This is a genomic window from Janthinobacterium sp. BJB401 (assembly GCF_013372745.1).
GTDB classification, from domain to species: domain Bacteria; phylum Pseudomonadota; class Gammaproteobacteria; order Burkholderiales; family Burkholderiaceae_D; genus Janthinobacterium; species Janthinobacterium rivuli.
The window spans coordinates 158,891-177,492 of sequence record NZ_JABXFH010000001.1 but is presented as its reverse complement, the minus strand read 5'-3'; the positions used below and the strand labels follow the sequence as shown (position 1 = coordinate 177,492).

General features: G+C 65.1%; 16 protein-coding genes. 3 read left to right on the top strand and 13 right to left on the bottom strand.

Annotated features, from left to right (window positions below; all coding sequences use genetic code 11):
• Positions 1–6 precede the first annotated feature (6 nt).
• Positions 7–1,251, top strand: a complete 1,245-nt coding sequence (locus HWE17_RS00760) for an ABC transporter substrate-binding protein (RefSeq protein WP_035822077.1) — start codon at positions 7–9, stop codon at positions 1,249–1,251.
• Between the two features lie 2 nt (positions 1,252–1,253).
• Complete coding sequence (locus tag HWE17_RS00755; protein WP_176387419.1) at positions 1,254–2,018, top strand: ABC transporter permease; 765 nt, start codon at positions 1,254–1,256, stop codon at positions 2,016–2,018.
• On the opposite strand, the gene HWE17_RS00750 is transcribed toward HWE17_RS00755, so the two are convergent.
• The 6 genes from HWE17_RS00750 to HWE17_RS00725 all read right to left on the bottom strand — a co-directional run bounded on the left by HWE17_RS00750 (position 2,015) and on the right by HWE17_RS00725 (position 6,754).
• The gene (locus HWE17_RS00750) at positions 2,015–2,761 is read right to left on the bottom strand and encodes a 1-acyl-sn-glycerol-3-phosphate acyltransferase (RefSeq protein ID WP_176387418.1); all 747 of its coding nucleotides are present in this window, start codon (positions 2,759–2,761) and stop codon (positions 2,015–2,017) included. The two genes, HWE17_RS00755 and HWE17_RS00750, sit on opposite strands and share 4 nt — an antisense overlap.
• Before the next feature lie 147 nt (positions 2,762–2,908).
• Complete coding sequence (locus tag HWE17_RS00745; protein ID WP_176387417.1) at positions 2,909–4,210, bottom strand: dihydroorotase; 1,302 nt, start codon at positions 4,208–4,210, stop codon at positions 2,909–2,911.
• Positions 4,211–4,234: 24 nt separating this feature from the next.
• A complete protein-coding gene (locus HWE17_RS00740; RefSeq protein ID WP_034746695.1) occupies positions 4,235–5,200 on the bottom strand; it encodes an aspartate carbamoyltransferase catalytic subunit in 966 nt (321 codons plus the stop codon).
• On the bottom strand, positions 5,193–5,717 hold the full coding sequence (gene pyrR / locus HWE17_RS00735; protein ID WP_035828187.1) for a bifunctional pyr operon transcriptional regulator/uracil phosphoribosyltransferase PyrR: 525 nt from the start codon (positions 5,715–5,717) through the stop codon (positions 5,193–5,195). Before pyrR ends, HWE17_RS00740 begins: the two co-directional genes overlap by 8 nt.
• A 39-nt stretch (positions 5,718–5,756) precedes the next feature.
• Entirely contained in the window at positions 5,757–6,155 is a 399-nt protein-coding gene (gene ruvX / locus HWE17_RS00730; RefSeq protein ID WP_217916667.1) for a Holliday junction resolvase RuvX, read from the bottom strand.
• Complete coding sequence (locus tag HWE17_RS00725; RefSeq protein WP_035822086.1) at positions 6,152–6,754, bottom strand: YqgE/AlgH family protein; 603 nt, start codon at positions 6,752–6,754, stop codon at positions 6,152–6,154. Before HWE17_RS00725 ends, ruvX begins: the two co-directional genes overlap by 4 nt.
• A 386-nt stretch (positions 6,755–7,140) precedes the next feature.
• Between HWE17_RS00725 and HWE17_RS00720 the strand changes: the two genes are divergently transcribed.
• The gene (locus HWE17_RS00720) at positions 7,141–8,604 is read left to right on the top strand and encodes a deoxyribodipyrimidine photo-lyase (RefSeq protein ID WP_176387416.1); all 1,464 of its coding nucleotides are present in this window, start codon (positions 7,141–7,143) and stop codon (positions 8,602–8,604) included.
• Here HWE17_RS00720 and HWE17_RS00715 read toward each other — a convergent pair.
• The 7 genes from HWE17_RS00715 to HWE17_RS00685 form a co-directional block, all read right to left on the bottom strand.
• Entirely contained in the window at positions 8,597–9,226 is a 630-nt protein-coding gene (locus HWE17_RS00715) for a hypothetical protein (RefSeq protein ID WP_176387415.1), read from the bottom strand. The two genes, HWE17_RS00720 and HWE17_RS00715, sit on opposite strands and share 8 nt — an antisense overlap.
• A gap of 29 nt (positions 9,227–9,255) precedes the next feature.
• Positions 9,256–14,547 carry an Hpt domain-containing protein gene (locus tag HWE17_RS00710; protein ID WP_176387414.1) on the bottom strand — a complete coding sequence of 1,764 codons (5,292 nt, stop codon included), beginning with the start codon at positions 14,545–14,547 and terminating at the stop codon, positions 9,256–9,258.
• A gap of 40 nt (positions 14,548–14,587) precedes the next feature.
• Positions 14,588–16,825: a methyl-accepting chemotaxis protein gene (locus HWE17_RS00705; RefSeq protein ID WP_176387413.1), complete on the bottom strand. Its 2,238-nt coding sequence runs from the start codon at positions 16,823–16,825 to the stop codon at positions 14,588–14,590.
• Complete coding sequence (locus tag HWE17_RS00700; protein WP_176387412.1) at positions 16,825–17,466, bottom strand: chemotaxis protein CheW; 642 nt, start codon at positions 17,464–17,466, stop codon at positions 16,825–16,827. The genes HWE17_RS00705 and HWE17_RS00700 overlap by 1 nt, the downstream gene beginning before the upstream one ends.
• 2 nt (positions 17,467–17,468) lie before the next feature.
• A complete protein-coding gene (locus tag HWE17_RS00695; protein WP_035822096.1) occupies positions 17,469–17,834 on the bottom strand; it encodes a PleD family two-component system response regulator in 366 nt (121 codons plus the stop codon).
• A gap of 34 nt (positions 17,835–17,868) precedes the next feature.
• A complete protein-coding gene (locus HWE17_RS00690) occupies positions 17,869–18,291 on the bottom strand; it encodes a response regulator (RefSeq protein WP_099401580.1) in 423 nt (140 codons plus the stop codon).
• An 84-nt stretch (positions 18,292–18,375) separates the two neighbouring features.
• A complete protein-coding gene (locus HWE17_RS00685) occupies positions 18,376–18,528 on the bottom strand; it encodes a rubredoxin (RefSeq protein ID WP_010401308.1) in 153 nt (50 codons plus the stop codon).
• Positions 18,529–18,602 lie beyond the last annotated feature (74 nt).

The following is an 18,602-nucleotide window of genomic DNA, read 5'->3' as shown; positions in this document are numbered from 1 at the left end:
TTTCCCATGACATTCGAAGACCACAACAAACCCCTGCATATCTGCGCCTCGTCCGATTGCGACTGCGGCCTGACGCGGCGCGACTTCCTGCGCATGTCGGCCCTGGCCACGGCCAGCGTCGCCTCGCCCCTGCTGTTCGCCGGCGACGCCATGGCCCAGCAAGGCCCGAAAGGCGACGACCAGCCCGTCAAGATCGGCTACCTGCCGATCACCGACGCCACCCCGCTGCTCGTCGCCCACGCCCGCAAACTGTTCGAAGCGGAAGGCTTGCAGGCGGAAACGCCGCGCCTGTTCCGCAGCTGGGCGCAGATCATCGAAGCGTTCGTCGCCGGCCAGGTCAACGTCATCCATTTGCTGTCGCCGGCCACCTTGTGGGTGCGCTACGGCGCCAAGTTCCCCGCGAAAGTCGTCGCCTGGAACCACGTCAACGGCTCCGCGCTGACGGTGGCCAACGAGATCAACAAGGTTTCCGACCTGGGCGGACGCACGGTGGCGATTCCCTTCTGGTACTCGATCCACAACATCCTGCTGCAGCAAATCCTGTCCTCGAACGGCTTGACCCCGGTCACGCGCGCGCGCAACGCGGCCATCAAACCGAATGAAGTCAACCTGATCGTGCTGGCGCCGGCCGAAATGGTCTCGGCCCTGGCCAGCAAATCGATTGCCGGCTACATCGTGGCCGAACCCTTCAATGCGGCGGCGGAAAACGCAGGCATCGGCAAGATCCTGCGCTTCTCGGGCGACGTGTGGAAAAACCATGCATGCTGCGTCACTTTCCTGTCAGAGCGCGACATCAACACGCGTCCCGAATGGGCGCAAAAGGTCACCAACGCCATCGTCAAGGCGCAGCTGTGGACGCGCTCGAACCAGGTCGACACGGCCAAGCTGCTGTCGAACGTGGGCGAGCACCGCTACACGCCGCATCCGCTGCAAGTGCTGACCAAGGTGCTGGCCACCACCGATTACGCCGGCTACGAAAAGCAGGGCCTGATCGTGCACAAGAACTGGCAGCAGCGCCGCATCGACTTCCAGCCGTATCCATTTGCTTCGTACACGGAAGAACTGGTGCGCGCCATCGGCCGCACCAAGGTCGAGGGCGATACGCGCTTCCTGGCCAACCTCGATCCGAAGTTCGCCGCGCGCGACCTGGTCGATGACCGCTTCGTGCGCAAGGCCATCACGGCAGTCGGCGGCCCGGCCGCCTTCGGCTTGCCGGCCAACCTGCTGCGCAGCGAAACCGTGGCGGTCTGACGATGGCAAGCAAGTTGTTCACGAAGTTCGGCCTGCCCCTGGTGGGGCTGGCCTGTGCCTTGCTATTGTGGTCCATGGGCGTGACGGCGCTGGAGAAATCCACGCCGATTGCCACCGCCTTTGCGCCGCTGCCAACGGCGCTGGCGTTCCAGGAGATGGTGGGCGGTGCGGATATCTGGCTGCACGTGGTATTGAGCCTGCAAAGGGTGGCCGTGGGCTTGGGACTGGCCATCGTCATCGGCGTGCCGCTCGGTGTGCTGGTGGCCATGTCGAAAAGCTTTTCCGGCGCGGCCATGCCGCTGTTCCAGCTGCTGCGCATGATTTCGCCGCTGTCGTGGATGCCGATTGCCGTGATGGTGCTCGGCGTCGGTGACGCGCCCGTGTACTTCCTGCTGGCGTTTGCGGCCGTCTGGCCGATTTTGCTCAATACGGCGGCCGGCGTGGCGCGGCTCGATCCGAACTGGCTGCTGCTGGCCCGCAGCCTGTCGGCCACGCGCAGAGAGATCGTCTTCAAGGTGATTTTGCCGGGTATCACGGCCGACATTCTGACGGGCGTGCGCCTGGCCATCGGCATCATCTGGATCGTGCTGGTGCCGGCGGAAATGCTGGGCGTGTCGGCGGGTCTCGGCTACTTCATCCTCGACACGCGCGACCGCCTCGCGTATTCGGAGCTGATGGCCGCCATCGTGCTGATCGGAATTTTAGGCTTTATCCTCGACTACCTGGCCCGCGCCGCGCATGCGCGCTGGCTGCACGTGAAGAATTAAGCTACCTTCTCCAGCGGCAGCGTAGCGGCGATAGTCGCCTGCGTTGCCGCCGCCAGTTCGCGCCGGTGCGCGTCCAGCGTCGCCACCGGCGCCAGACAGGTCAGGCGCGCCGTGATGGGCGGGCCGCTCAGGATCGCCACCATGCTTTGCGCAAAGCTCATGTCGCCGATGAAATCAACGGCGTGGTGCAAGGCCCCCTTGTCATCCACATACACGAGCGCGAACGGCTGCACCGGCACTTGCGCGTCGATGGCCGCCTCGAACAGATTGGCGTGAAACGGCAGGATCTGTCCTTGCGCGGCGGTCGTGCCTTCGGGGAAAAACGCGATGCGTTCGCCCGCCGTCAATTTATCCACCAGGCCCTGGAAAATCAGACGCAGATCGCGCTTGCTGCCGCGCGAAATGAAAATGGTGCCAGCGCGCCCCGCCAGCCAGCCCAGGATCGGCCAGGTGCGGATTTCCGCCTTGGCGACGAAACGGCAGGGGTGGACGGCATTGATGACGAAGATGTCGAGCCACGAAACGTGGTTCGCCACCACCATCGCATGGGCGAGCGCCGGCACGCTGTCTGCCGGCTGCGCCACGTGCACGCCGCAGATGTCGAGCAGCTGCGTCGACCAGCGGCGGATGCGCCGGTTGCGCCCCTCCAGGTCCAGCCAGGGAAAGAGCACGGCGCTCTTGGCCATGCCGCAGCCCAGGTGAATGGCGATGCGCGCGAGGCGGTAGGTAAGCAGAAGTTTCAAATGACACCAAGGTTGGAAGCAGATCCATACAGCCGCGTAGGTCGGCTTAGCCGCGCCAGCGAGGCGCGGCGTAAGCCGGCAGGAGCCGCCATGGACTTGTCGGATTACGCGTACCGCTAATCCGACCTACGGCTCCGATACAAAAAATTAACGCTGAAACGCCACCCGTCCGGCAACGATGGTCGCCTTGACGATGCCGCTCAGCTCATAGCCGAGGAAAGGCGTGTGCTTGCCCTGGCTGGCCAGCGAGGCCGACGACACGGTCCAGCGCGCGGCGGGATCGAAGACGCAGATATCGGCCGCTTCGCCCACGGCCAGGCTGCCAGCCGGGATGCCGGCGACACGGGCCGCGTCGGACGTGACCTTGGCCACGGCGCGCGCCAGCGGACGTGCGCCCGCCTGCGGCTGCGCCAGCGCATAGTCGTCGGCCCATTTCAGGGCCAGCGACAGCAGCAGTTCCAGGCCAGTGGCGCCGGGCGACGCTTCGCCGAACGGCAGCAGTTTTTCATCGTCGTCGACCGGCGTATGGTCCGAGCACATGGCGTCGACCGTGCCGTCAAGCAGGCCGGCGCGGATCGCATCGCGGTCGCGCTGGCTGCGGAACGGCGGCGTCACGCGTGCGTTCGGGTCGAAGAAACCGATGTCGGCATCCGTCAGGTGCACATGGTGCACGCCCACGTCGCAGGTGACGGGCAAGCCTTCGGCCTTGGCCGCGCGGATCAGTTCCAGGCCGGCCGCCGACGAAATGCGGCACAGGTGCACGCGCGCGCGGCTGGCGCGCATCAATTCGAAAATCGTGTGCAGGGCGATGGTTTCGGACATCACGGGCACGCCGGACAAGCCCAGGCGCGAGGCCAGCGGGCCGCTGTGGGCGATGCCGCCACGGCCGATATGCGGGTCTTGCGGGCGCAGCCAGACGGTGTAGCCGAAGGTGTTCGCGTACTGCATCGCGCGCAGCAGCACGGTCGTGTCTTCAATCGGCTCTTCCGCCTGCGCGAAGCCGATGCAGCCCGCTTCCGTCAGTTCCGCCATCTCCGTCAGCGACTTGCCTTTCAAGCCCATGGTCAGTGCGCCCAGCGGATGCACGTGGGCCTTGTTCTGCGTCTTGGCGCGGTATTTCAGCATTTCCACCAGGCCCGGCTCGTCCAGCACGGGGTCGGTGTCGGGCGGGCAGACCAGGCTTGTCACGCCGCCTTGCAGCGCCGCCTGCAATTCCGATTCCAGGGTCGCCTTGTATTCGTAGCCCGGCTCGCGCAGGCGCGCGGACAGGTCAACCAGGCCGGGGGAAACCACCAGGCCAGCCGCGTCAAACGTGGTGTCGGCGGTGAAGCCGGCCGGGGCGCTGCCCACGGCCAGCACCTTGCCGTCGGCGATAAACAGGTCTTGCAAGCCATCGATGCCATTGGCAGGGTCGATCAGGTGGCCGTTCTTGATATGTAGTGTCGTCATGCTCGCTTACTCGTCCTTGGGCTATCAGCCCTGATTACCAGCCAAAATACTCATCACCGCCATGCGCACGGCGATACCGAAGGTCACCTGCGGCAGGATCACCGCCTGCGGACCGTCGGCCACGGCCGAATCGATTTCCACGCCGCGGTTCATCGGGCCCGGATGCATGACGATGGCGTCCGGTTTCGCCAGCGCCAGGCGCTCGGGCGTCAAGCCGTAGCTCTTGAAATACTCCTGCGCCGACGGCAGCAGCGCGCCGCTCATGCGTTCATTTTGCAGGCGCAGCATGATGATCACGTCCACGCCTTTCAAGCCTTCATCCATGTTGGTGAAGGTGCGCACGCCCATCTGTTCCAGGCCGCCTGGCAGCAGGGTGTGCGGGCCGATGGCGCGCACTTCCGGCACGCCCAGGGTGGTCAGCGCATGGATGTCGGAACGGGCCACGCGGCTGTGCAGGATGTCGCCCACGATGGCCACCGTCAGATTGGTGAAATCCTTCTTGTAGTGACGGATCGTGTACATGTCGAGCAAGCCCTGGGTCGGGTGCGCGTGGCGTCCGTCGCCCGCGTTGACGACGTGGACGTGCGGCTGCTTGGTGTCGATCAGGTGCTTGGCGATCAGGTAGGGCGCGCCCGACTGCGCGTGGCGCACGACGAACATGTCGGCATGCATGGCCGACAGATTGTCGATGGTGTCGAGCAGTGACTCGCCCTTGCTGGCCGACGAGGCCTGGATGTTCAGGTTGATGACGTCGGCCGACAGCCTTTTTGACGCGATCTCGAAGGTGGTTCGGGTGCGCGTGGAGTTTTCAAAGAACAGGTTGAAAACGCTTTTGCCGCGCATCAGCGGGACCTTTTTCACGTCGCGGTCGGAGATGCCGACGAACGAGGAAGCCGTGTCGAGAATGTGGTTGACGATAGACTTCGGCAAGCCTTCAATCGTCAGCAGGTGTTGCAGTTCGCCGTGTTTATTCAGTTGCGGATTAAGCATGGTGGGTATCTATGGTGAGCGTGAATTTTCCATCGTCGGCTTGCTTCAGGACCAGAGCCTGGCCCGGCGGCACGGCTGTGAAGGCGGCCACGAAATCGGCGGCCACCGGCAGCTGGCGTTCGCCGCGGTCGACCAGGGCGGCCAGCATGATCTTGGCCGGGCGGCCATAGTCGAACAATTCGTTGATGGCCGCGCGCGTGGTGCGGCCCGTGTACAGCACGTCGTCGACCAGCAGGATGGTGGCGCCGGCCACGTCAAAGCTGATTTGCGTCGGCTTGACGTCCGCATGCAGGCCCTTCTGGGCGAAGTCGTCGCGGTAGAAGGACACATCGAGCACGCCCAGGCGGCCAGGCAGGTTCAGGTCGCGCGCCAGGCGTTCGGCCAGCCAGGCGCCGCCCGAATGGATGCCGACGATGGCCACGTTGGGGATGCCCGCCAGGCCGCTCTGCACTTGCTGCAGCAAGACCGCGTACAGGGCCTCGGCGTCGAGTTGGGATGGATTCGTAGGATGCGGCATGGAGTTCTTGATCATTCAGGAATGGGCCAAAAGGTCAGATTAATAATTCGCGTCAAAATACTGTTGCAGGATGATGGCGGCGGCGCGGTCGTCGATGACTTCACCTCGCCTGGCGGCGATGACGGCCGAGGAATAGCGCTCGTCGACCAGTTCCACCGGCAGGTTGAAGCGGCCATGCACCTGGTTGGCGAAACGGCGGCAGCGCGCGCTCATCTCGTGTTCCGTGCCATCGGGATGACTGGGCAAGCCCACCACGATGCGGCTCGCGCCCCACTCCTTGATCAGGCTATCGATGGCGGCAAACTTCGGCTCGTTCGCCGTGGCCGTGATCACGCTGAGCGGCTTGGCCTGGCAAATCATGGTATTGCCGATGGCCACGCCGATGCGTTTCAAGCCGAAATCGAAGGCGAGGATGGTGTCGATGGCGTCACCGCTCATGCGTGTCCGGCTTCCGATGCCAGCATGAGAGGGTCGATACCGAGCAGCTTGATGGCCGCCACGTAGCGCTGCTCGATGGGGAAATCGAACAGGATGTCGGCCGAGGCGCCCACCGTCAGCCAGCCGTTGCGGCCGATTTCGTCTTCCAGCTGGCCCGGACTCCAGCCCGAATAGCCGATCGAGACCAGCATGCGCTCGGGGCCATCGCCCTTGGCGACGGCTTCGAGCACGTCGATCGACGTGGTAAACGCGATTTCATCGGTCACCGTCAGCGACGAGGAATAGCGCGCGCCCGGCGTATGCAGCACGAAGCCGCGGTCGTCCTGCACCGGGCCGCCGAACATGATCGGTTCATTGATGATGGGCGTGTCGCTGCCGGCCGCCAGTTTCAGGTCGATGCGGTCGAACAGCACTTCCATGGTCATGTCGGTGGGTTTGTTGATCACGACGCCGAGCACGCCGTTTTCATTGTGTTCACACACGTAGACGACCGTGCCGCCGAAGATCGGGTCTTGCATGGCCGGCATCGCAATGAGGAAATGGTTGGCCAGATTCAGGGTGGAGGAACCGGTCGCGGCCGGTTCTCCCACACCCTGCATCAAACGATGTCCTGGTAGAGTCTGGTCGATTTTACTCTTTTTCATACGCGATGCTCTCTCTGTGGGCTTGCTGGCAAGTCTCGCTTACCCCGCTATCGTACGCCTGGCACAAGCTGCCGCAAATCTTAGGCGGCGCGCACCGTGGTGCCAGGCGTTATTCTTGTTATGTTATAAATTAATGATCCATTTGCCATGCTTGCCGGCGCATTTCAATGCCAATTGTAAAATTGATTGCAAAATCGCTGTCGCACATAAAGCACCATGAACATACCCGGTAGTTTACACTGAATTGCCGCCGCAGCGACGCCAAAGGCGCGACGCGAGCGGCCATAAATCCCTGTTGGCGGCAAAAAATCGCCTATCTTTGACCCTGAACACGCGAAATAATGACAATCAAGACTTCCCTGGTGTGGTTCCGGCGCGATCTGCGCGCATTTGACCATGCTGCACTGCATCACGCCCTGCGCCAGAGCCAGGCCGTGCATTGCGTCTTCGTCTACGACACGGCCATCCTGGCAACCCTGCCGCGCCGCGACCGGCGCGTCGACTTCATCCATGCCAGCGTGGCCGAGCTGGCCAGTGAGCTGCGCCAGCTGGGCGGCGACCTGATCGTGCTGCACGCGGACGCGGCCGAGGCCATCCCGCGCCTGGCCACCGAATTGAATGCCGACGCCGTCTTTGCCAACCACGACTACGAGCCGCAAGCGATCACGCGCGACGCCATGGTGGCCGCGGCGCTCACGCGCGACGCGCGCCTGTGGTTCAGCTTCAAGGACCAGGTGATCTTTGAAAAGGATGAGGTGCTGACGCTGTCGGCCAAGCCGTATACCGTCTACACGCCGTATAAAAATGCCTGGCTGAAGAAAATGCGCGCCGAACCCGGCTGCCTGGCGCCGTTCGACATCGAACCGCATGCGGCCAGCCTGGCGCCGCCGCGCACTGGCACGCCGGCGCCCCTGCCCACTTTGGGTGAGCTGGGTTTCGAGGCCAGCAACCTGGCCGAACTGGCCATCCCCACCGGCATGTCGGGCGCCAGTCAACTGTTCGAGGATTTTTTGCCGCGCGTGGCCCGCTATGACGTGGCGCGCGATTTCCCCGCTCTGAAGGGACCATCGTACCTGTCCATGCATCTGCGCTTCGGCACCGTGTCGCTGCGCTACCTGGTGCGCACCATCGTCGACCTGATGGACCGGGGCGGTGGCGGCGATGGCGCGCCCGTGTGGCTGGCGGAACTGATCTGGCGCGATTTCTACGCCATGATTTTGTACCAGAACCCGCACGTGGAAGGCGGCGCCTTCAAACCGGCCTACGACGCCATCGCCTGGGAAACGGGGCTTGAGGCCGATGCCGCGTTTGCCGCCTGGTGCGAGGGACGCACCGGCTATCCGCTGGTGGACGCGGCCATGGCGCAGCTGAACCAGACGGGCTATATGCACAACCGCCTGCGCATGGTCACGGCCTGCTTTTTGATCAAGGACCTGGGTATCGACTGGCGCCGCGGCGAAGCGTATTTCGCGCTGCACCTCAATGACTTCGACCTGGCATCGAACAACGGCGGCTGGCAATGGGCATCGTCCTCCGGCTGCGACGCCCAGCCTTACTTCCGCATCTTCAATCCCGTCACGCAGTCGGAAAAATTCGATGCCAGCGGGCGCTTCATCCGCCGCTATCTGCCGCAACTGAAGGCGCTGGGCGACAAGGAAATCCACGCGCCCTGGCTGGTGCCACGCATGCTGCTCGAGCAAAAAAACATCGTGCTGGGACGCGATTATCCGGAACCGCTGGTGCAGCACGACGAGGCGCGCAAGGAGACCCTGGAACGTTATGCAGTGGTCAAAGTGCTCAAGTAGGGCCGCCGGCTTCCGGTGTGGTGAACGGCGTCCAGACCGACCGCCAGGCGCCATGCGGCAGTTTCGCCTGCATGGAAAGGGATAGTGCACCCGTCCCCAGTGGCTCACCCGGCTGCCATTGCTGGTTTTCCAAACTCAGTGCCCGCGCCCTTCCCACGTCGACATTGATCATGTCCTTGGTGTCATAGCCGATTTCCAATATCGGGTGCAGCACGCTCCCCATACCGGTCAGATACAAGGTATCGACATGGACATCGGGCTTGTCGAATCGTTCGTACTGCCTTGTCGCGGCGGATTTGAAACCCTTGCCCGTGGCGATGGCAATGGTGGCCGGGCCATCGCATCCCAGCAGCGCGGCGAGTGCCCAATAGTCATGGTCGGCAATGAGCAGCCTGGCCAGGCAGCGTTCTATCCATGCCGGCTCATCGGCCCTGAACGCATTCCAGTAGGGCTTCAGCGAGTTCTGGAGATAGCCCACCTCGTGCAGCGCCCCGACAAGGTTGATTTGCCTGTCGATGGCGTCGACATCCTGCGACAGATGGGCTGCGGCCGCGGCGACCGCATGCTCACCATTGACGATGGCTTTGTCTTCGAGTTTTTTCAGTTTGACGTGAAGGCTCATTATTTTCCTGGTTTGGCGATGTCGGCCTGTTATGGTAGCCGAGATGTTTCGGAACCGTCACGCGTTTGCAAGCGCCGCACCTCCGCCAGCAATTCGTCCTCCTGGAACGGCTTGCCGAAATACGCATTCACGCCCAGCTCGAAGGCATGGGCGCGGTGCTTGTCGGCGCTGCGCGAGGTGATCATGATGACGGGGATGGCGCGCGTCTTGTCATCGCTGCGCACATTGCGCGTCAAATCAAAGCCATCCATGCGCGGCATTTCCACGTCCACCAGCAGCAGGGCCGGCATGGCGGCAGGTTCCAGCGCATGCAACTGCTCCAGCGCATCGACGCCATCCTTGGCCAGCAGCACCTGGTAGCCTTCGCGCTCGAACAGGCGCTGCATCACGCGGCGCACCGTCAGCGAATCGTCGACCACCATCACGCGCACGGCAGGCGCTTCCAGCGCGCTGGAAGCGGCATGCTGCGCGCTGCTGGCCAGCGCATACTGCGACAACAGTTCCGGATGATGCTCCAGGTGCTGCGCCAGCGCCACCGGATTCAGAATCAGCACGATGTCGCCCGTGCCCAGCACCGTGGCGCCGGCGATGCCCGGCATGCGCGCCAGCTGCGGGCCCACGTGCTTGACCACGACTTCGCGGTTGCCCACCACGTCATCGACCTGCAAGGCCAGCCTGTCATTGCCATTGCGTAGCAGGAGCACGGGCGCATAGCGCTGCGTGGCCTGCGCCGCCGGCGTCTCGCCCAGCATGGCCGACAGGTGGTGCAGCGCCAGCGACTGCCCGTGCGACTCGATGCGCCCGGCCGCCCGCACCTGCTCCAGCTGCTCGCCTTTCAGGTGCAGCACCTGCTCCACCAGCACCGATGGCAGGGCATACGTCTTGCCGCTGGCCGCCAGCAGCACCACCTGCGTGACGGCCAGGGTCAGCGGCAAGTGGATGGTGAAGCGCATGCCCAGGCCAGCCTGCGTCTGCGTTTCCACTCTTCCGCCCAGGGCCAGCGCTTCGGAGCGCACGATGTCCATGCCGAAACCGCGCCCGGCCAGTTCCGTCAGGCTGTCGGCGGTGGAAAAACCGGGCGTAAAAATCAGCTCGGCCGCCTGCGCGTCCGTCAATGGCGCGTCCGTCGCCACCAGGCCGGCGCCGTGCGCCTTGGCGCGGATGCGTTCCAGGTCCAGCCCCGCGCCATCGTCGGAAAAGGCGATCGCCACTTCATTGCCCTGCTGGCTGACCTGCACCAGCAGCTCGCCCGTCTCGCTCTTGCCTACGGCCAGGCGCGCGTCGCGCGGCTCCACGCCGTGCACGATGGCGTTGCGCAGCAGGTGCTCGAACGGCGCGGCCATGCGTTCAAGCACGCTGCGGTCGATTTCCACGCCACCGCCGCGGATGTCGAGGTTGACGCGCTTGTCGACTTCCTTGGCGCTTTGCCGCGCCACGCGGAACAGGCGTTCGGCGATGCTGGCAAACGGCACCATGCGAATCTGCATCAGGTCGCGCTGCAGCTCGCGCGTCAGGCGCGCCTGCAGCACCAGGTCGTCCGTCACCGCATCAACGCTGTGACTGAGGTTTTCGTGGAACGAGGCCACGTCGTTGACGCTTTCGGCCATCATGCGCGTGAGTTCCTGCAGGCGCGTAAAACGGTCGAATTCGAGCGGATCGAAATCGCGCTCGCTGCCGACGGCCATGCGCGAGGCGATCTGCGATTCGGCCTGCATTTCCACTTCGCGCAGCTGGCGCCGCAAGCGGGCCAGGTTGTCGGAAAATTCGGATAGCGAAGCACCGAGCACGCCGACTTCATTTTCCATTTTGGAGCGCGTGATCGACACTTCGCCGGCCTGGTTCACCAGGCGGTCGAGGATATCGGCGCGCACGCGCACCAGGGCCGCCTTCGGTTCGGCGGCCGGCGTGTCTTCCATGCCCGGCAAGGGCAGCAAGGGCTGCTGCAGCTGCTCGAACAGGTGCAGCGCATGATCGTAATGGGCCAGCAATTCCTCGAAGGCCTGCGGCGTGGCGGTGCCCGCGTGCAGCATGTTTTCGATATGCGTCTCGATTTCATGCGCATGCTGGCCCAGGCGCATGGCGCCGGCCATGCGCGCGCTGCCCTTGACCGTATGCAGGGTGCGCAACAGCATCTGCGCCTGGCCGCTGTCGTGCGGCTGCTGCTGCCAGCTGCGCAGCGCCTCGCCGATCCGCGGCAGCAGGTCAGCCCCCTCTTCCAGGAAGACGGACAATAAATCGAGGTCGAGTTCATCGCTGATGCCGGCGCTCGCCGCCAGCAGCGCGGCCGCATCGGCCGGCATGATGGCGGGCGCCGGCGCTTCCGGCGCCGCATGCTCCAATGGCGGCGCGTGTTCAAAACCGGCGTCGAACAGATCGTCGCCAATGCCGGTGTCCGGTGCCGGCACCGCGGCAGCCTCCGGCTGCAGCGCGTCGGCGACGATGCTCGCATACGTCGATTCAAACAGGGTCTCGAGCTGCTGCAGCGGGACTTCGGCCTGCGGCTCGGCAGGCTGCGCCGGCGCGCCGACGATGCTGGCGTAAGCGGCCGCAAACAGGGCGTCGAGCCGCTCTTCCTGGCTCTCGCCGGGCGGCGCCGTCAAGGCGCGCCACAGGGTGTTGAGCGCTTCGATCATGTCCGGCTGCGTGGGTGCCAGGTCGCCCAGCGCGAACGCCTGCAGCATTTGCCCGATGCGCTGCGTGGCCTGTTCCAGCATGTCGTGCTGTTCCGCGCGCAGGCCAGCCAGCGGCGGCACCACCGTTTCAATCACCGTTTCGAGCGCATGCGCCAGGTCGCGCAGCGACTGAAAACCGACCGTGCCCGACGTCCCCGCCAGGGTATGCACGGCTTGCAGCGCCTCCGCGCTGACGGCGCGCTCCTCATGGCGCCATTCGCCGAAGTCGCGCGTGAGCACGCGCAACAATTCATCCGTCTCGGCCAGGTAAATGTTGTACAAGGGAAGGCTGATGCGCAGTTCGCCCACGTGCTTGAGGTGGTCGTCCGGCGCTTCGTGCAGCGTGGGCGCCGTGGCCAGGGGAAGTCCGATCACATTGCCATTGCTGGCCACGGGCGCGGCCGATGCCGATGCCGAGCGAGGCTTGCGCAGTTCGAACGGCCCGCCTTCGCGCACGCGCTCGGCCGCCATCAGCAGCATGCCGGCCTCGCGCTGGCGCCCCGCGCCACCTTCCAGTTCGGCCACCCATTCGCTGAGCTGGTACCAGCCGTAATTGAGCAAGGTAAACAAGTCGTCGCTGACGGGGCGCGATTCGGCCAGCCAGGTATTCATGACGCGTTCGATGGCGCCGGCCGCTTCGGCAAACTGCGCCAGGCCGATCATGCGGCTGCTGCCTTTCAGGGTGTGGAACGAGCGGCGCAGCATGGCCAGGTGGTCGCCGCTGGCGGCCTGCTCGCGCGGCAGGGCCAGGGTGGTGTCGATAAAGGCCAGCACTTCGCGCGCTTCGGCAATGAAAATGTCGAGCATCTCCGCATCAACATCGATCACGGCCGGCGCGGCATCCATGCCGGCTGGCGCGGCGGGCGCCAGGGCCTGGTCGAGCAAGGGTACCGGTACGGCGCCGGCGGCGGCGACTTTTTCAAATGGCAGGGCGCGGAAGGTGCCGGCGGCCGCGTCGAAATGGAAACGCCCGCTGGCCGCCTGCGCGTTGCGGCCCAGCATATCGACAAAAAAGCCCAGCGCGCTGACATTTTGCGCGATCTCGTCGAGCGCCTCGGCATGGGCTTCCGCATTGGCGTCGCCGCCGGCCAGCTGCCGCACGGCCGCATCGACGTGCAGCACGGCGGCGCGCGCGTCTTCCTGTCCCAGCCCGGCCAGCTGCTGCTGCAACTGCTCCAGCACGGGCGCGACGCCGTCGAGGGTTGCCGTCCCCGCGCCCGCCGCATCCGCGTAATACGCATTGAGCACCTTTTCCACCTGGCGCAGGCCCGTCTTCATGTTCTCGGCCAGCGCGGCCACCGTCTGGCCCTGTTCGATCTGGCGCGACAGCTCGCCCGCCGTGACGGGCGGCGGCGCTTCGCCAGCCAGCAGCGCCTGCAGGCGTGCGGCGATGGTTTCCGCATTGCCGGCGAAATCGTCGGGCAGGCGGCGCAGCTGCTCCAGTCCCGTGTCGGCAAACAGCAGCGCCATGCCGATTTCATTTTCCAGGGCCACGCTGCGTCCGCTGGCCACGGCTTGCCGCGCCACGGCCGCGCATTCGCGCAGCAGGCTGGCCAGGGCCGGCTGCTTCAGGGACTCCGCATGTGCCGCCACTTCTTGCAGCGACGCTTCAAACTCGGCGCCCAAGGCTGGATCGAGGTCGGCTTGCGCCAGGCGGCTCCAGCTGGCGCGCGCCTGCGTCAGCGCAGTGCGGGCGCCTTGCAAGGCTGCCTGGTCGACCTGGCCGTAGCGCCGCGCTTCCACGTCGGCGGGCAGCATGCCTTCCAGCGCGAAGGCGGCACGCAGCTGGCGTGCCTCCGGTGTCGGCTCGGGTGCCGCGGCGATGAAGAACAGGGCGTCGCGCAGCATCGCTTCGGGCAGGCTGGCCGTGCCCTGCGCCAGGCGGCGCAACTGCAGATTGATCAGGCCAAACAGCTGCTTGACGTTGCGCGTGCCCATGCCCTCGCCGCTGGCCGCCAGCCCGGCAAACGCCTGCATGGCGAACCAGAAAGTGCGCGCCGGCGCTTCCTGCTGCGCATCGGCCACCAGAGTCAAGGTGGCGTGCAAATCGCCCGCATGCTGGCGCCGCGTTGCCTCATCCTGCGCCTTCAGGAAGGGCAGCAACGACTTTTCAAAGCGTCCGCGCCAGGCCGGATAATCGGCTGCCGGGGGTGCCTCCGCCAGCGCGATGGCATGCCCTTCCAGCATCGACGCTGGCGGGAAAAACAGGTCGGCCGGGTGGATGCGCTCGGCCCCCAGCATGCTTTGCAGGTCGCGGTAGTAGGGGAACAAACGCACCGGCTGCGGCGGCGTGCCGGCCACCAGGTCTTCCAGGTATTCGCTCAAGGCCTGATACAGTTCGGCGACGACTTGCGCATGGTCCAGCGTGTATTCGAGGCTGCCGTCGCGAAAGCGCGCCAGCGCCTGTTCCGCGCCGTCCGTCAACAGGCTGGCGCCGGCCACGTCCACCATCACCAGCGCGCCATGCGCCTGGTGCAAATGCGAGCGCGCATGCTGCAGGGCCGTGGCGCGTTCCTCGCGCTCGCGGCCACCCGCTTCGAACAGGGCCGTTTTCGAGCGGCCCAGCGCTTCGCGGATTTCCACCATCACCCACGACAAAGGCTCGCTGTCGAACGGCTTGGACTGCTGTGGACTATCTGGTGTGCTCATGCATGCCTCGGTAAGGAAATCGCCTGGACTGGCGCGGCGTTCAGGCGGCGACGCGGAAGCGCGACACCGAATTTTTCAGTTCCTGCGCCAGCATCGACAGTTTATGGATCGATTGCGCCGTTTGCTGCGTGCCATCCTGGGTCTGCTCCGTCACGCTCAGGATATGCTGGATATTCAAAGCCACGCCGCTGGCCGAACCGGCCTGCGTGCCGGTGGCGAACGAGATGCCCTGGATCAGTTCGGCCAGGTGTTTCGATACCTGGCTGATGTCGTTCAAGGCCGCGCCGGCCGCGTCGGACAGGCGCGCGCCCTCGACCACGCCCTGCGTGGACGTTTCCATCGCCCGTGTCGCATCCTGGGTATCGGCCTGGATGGTGCGTACCAGTGCGCCGATCTGCTTGGCGGCGGCGGCCGAGCGTTCGGCCAGGCGCTGCACTTCCTCGGCCACGACGGAAAAACCGCGTCCCGCCTCGCCGGCCGATGCGGCCTGGATGGCGGCGTTCAGCGCCAGCACATTCGTCTGCTCGGTGATGTCGGAAATGAGCTCGGTGATTTCGCCGATTTCCTGCGACGATTCGCCCAGGCGCTTGATGCGCTTGGAGGTATCCTGGATCTGCTCGCGGATTTCATGCATGCCCTTGATGGCGTTTTCCACCGCCGTCGAACCCTGCTGCGCCGCCGCCACCGACTGGCGCGCCACGTCGGCCGAAACGCTGGCCGACTTCGACACGTCGGTAATCGCATTGGCCATCTTGACGACGGTGGCGCTGACGCCCTGGATTTCGCGCGACTGCTGCTGCGATGCGATCAGCAGTTTGCTGGAGATGCTTTGCGCCTGCGTCGAGGCGCGGTTCACCTGTTCCGCCGTTGCCGTCACCCTGCCCACCAGGCCGCGCAATTCCTCGACCGTGTAGTTGACGGAATCGGCGATGGCGCCCGTGATGTCTTCCGACACGGTGGCCTGCACCGTCAGGTCGCCATCGGCCACCTTCTGCAATTCGTTCATCAGGCGCAGGATGGCCGCCTGGTTCTGCTCATTCCTGGCCTTCGCCTCTTCCTCTTTTTCCTGCGACTGCAGGCGCCGGATTTCCGCTTCCTGGCGCCGCCGCTCGGCGTCGCGCGTGCGGTTGACGGAGTCCTGCAGCAGCACCCTGCCGATACCGGCCGCCGCGATCAGGGTCAGCAACACGCCGCCGACCATCATCCAGAAGGCGATGCCCAGGGTTTCCTGGTTCACGTGATACATCTGCTGCAGCAGGGTCAAGCGCTGGCGCAGGTCTTCGTTCTCGTTGAAGATCAGCTGTTCGGCGCTTTTCGCCGCACTGAATTTATCGAGCCGGTCGAGTATCGACGACACCAGCTTCTGGTAATTGTCAAAACTGGCTTTCAGCGCCACCAGCCGGTCGCGCAGTTCGGCGTCGCGCGTGGGCGCCAGTTGCAGCGTCACGCTGCCATTGAGCAGGCCTTCGACGGCGGCGCGGAAATACGTCGTGTCGCGCCCCAGCGAAAACGCCGTTTCCGAGCTGATGCTGCCGGACGACAGGAACTCGCTGGCGCTGCGGCTCATGCGCTGGCTCAGCATCATCAGCCGGCCGATGACGGCCAGGTCGCGCGCATTGCCGCCGCGCTGCACCTTCAAGGCCGCGATTTCCTCGGTCTGCGCCAGCAGCGCCGGCGACAGCCCATTCAATTGCTGCAAGGTCTTGTCGAATTCGCCCAACTCCGGCTTCAGACGCAGGATGGTGCTGGCCGCGCGGTCGCTGCTGGCCCACTTCTTGCGCGCGTCGGCCACCGCCGCCAGCAGGGCGGAACGCGACTCGCCGATATCGCGGCCGTGATACGTCCCGCCGCGCAGCATCAGGCGGAAATCCTGGCTCAGTTCATTGCGGCTTTCCTCGAGCTGGCGGAAGGCTTCCGGATTGCCTTGCACGGCGTTCGGCGCGGCCTTGCCGATGCGCTGCGAATGCATCAGCGCATCGCTGGCCAGTTGCGTCTGCGCCGAGGCGATATTGCTGCTGCGCGTGTTCAGTCCGACGAACAGCAGGCTGGCGGCCAGGCTCAGGGCCATCAGCGTCGACAGGATGCTCAGCTGCTTTTGCAGTGGAAAATGGCCGATCAGCGGCAGCTTCCAGTCCCCGGCCGGCGCGCTGGCCAGCGACTTGCGCCGTCCCAGCGCGTCGCGCAAACGCAGCGGCAGGTCGGCCGCCGATGCCGGCGCGTCCGGCGCATGCTGCGCTTCGGGCATGCCGGCCGCCAGGATGGGAGAATGGGCGCCCATCAGCAAAGATCCTTGTGGACGGCGAGGCCGCCAAAGCCGGCATCGAGGAAGCGTGCCGATTGCGCCAGCTGCGCCAGGTCCAGGCGCAGCCACTCTTGCCCTTCGCTGTCGCGCAGCGCCTGCGCGGCCCACGATGGCAGCACACCCGGCGCCACATCGTGAACTGGCACCGATTGCATGGCGCGCAACTGGCGCAAACCGAGCACGCGTTCGACCAGCAATGCGCAATTGAGGCCCAGGCGGGGAGAAAAGGTGATGATGCGGCAGTGATTGCCCGGCACGCAGGCCGGTTCGCCCATGTAGCGGGCCAGGTCGACGACACCCGTCAGGCGGCCGCGCATGGCCGCCAGGCCCAGGTACCAGTCCTGCGCCAGCGGCACGCCCTGGATCTGCACGCCGGTGGCGATGACGATTTCACCGAGCTGCGTCAGGTCGAGCAGGCAAGGCCGGCCACCGAGCATCACGCCCAGTTCCTTGCGCGCCGCCAGCGCGCCGCTGCGCGCGGCCTGTATCCGCTCGATCAATTGCAGCTGATACTGACGCAAGCGCCCCTGCCGCGCGCCCGCCTCGAAGACGGACATGGCGGCAGCGGCAGGCGGAAAAGCCGCGGTGGACACGCCGTGACCTGGCATCGTGTGCATGCTCAGGAAATCGCGGCGATCTTGGCCAGCAGATCGGCTTCGACCACCGGCTTGACCAGGTAATCGCGCGCGCCCTGACGCAAGCCCCAGATGCGGTCCGTTTCCTGGCTCTTGCTGGAGCAGATAATCACCGGCACGTCCTGCAGTTCGGGATCGCGGGCGATGGCGCGCGTGATCTGGAAGCCATTCGCACCGGGCATCACCACGTCCATCAGGATCAGGTCGGGCCTGGCCTGCTTCAGTTGCGCCAGCGCGTCGGCGCCGTCCTGCGCCGTCAACACGGCATAACCGGCACGCACCAGCATCTCGCTCAGGTAGTAGCGCTCTGTCGGCGAGTCATCGACGATCAGAATTGTGTGTATGGCCATCTGCTTCCTTGCTGCGTTGTCAATCAATAAATCACTACTCAAAATGCCCGGCCAGGTGCAGCCGCACGGCCTCCAGCAGCGCCTCGCGCGCCAGCGGCTTGGCCAGGCAGGCGCTGGCGCCCGCCATGGCGCCACGCGCGCGGTCGAACAAGCCTTCCTTCGACGACAGCATCAGCACCGGCGTGGCGTGGAAAGCCGCGCTGGCCTTGATCAGCGCACAGGTGCGGTAGCCGTCCAGGCGCGGCATCACGATGTCGCACACGATCAGCGCCGGCTGGCAGTCGGCGATCATGGCCAGGGCCGCGAAGCCGTTTTCCGCCACCACCACGCGATAACCGGCCTCGCCGAGTATCTTCGCGGCCGCGCTGCGTATCGTCGCGCTGTCGTCGATGACGAGGATCGTGGCGCTGGCACCCACGGCATCGGACGGCGCCGCGGGCAAAAAAGGACGCGTCATGTGATTATTCGACAATCTTTCATACGATAGCACAGGCAGCCGCGATACCTGCGTGCGGCAGCGGCATCCCGTGGAACTGATTGATTACAGCGCCACCATCTCGAAATCATCCTTGCGCGCACCGCATTCAGGGCAGGTCCAGTTCATCGGAACATCGGCCCAACGCGTGCCGGGAGCGATGTCTTCGTCGGGCAGACCGGCCGCTTCATCATAAACCCAGCCGCAAATAAGACACATCCACGTTTGGAATTGCTGCGTTGTTTCGTTGCTACTCACGTTCTGCCACCCTTCAATCAAGTAAAATGCTGAAT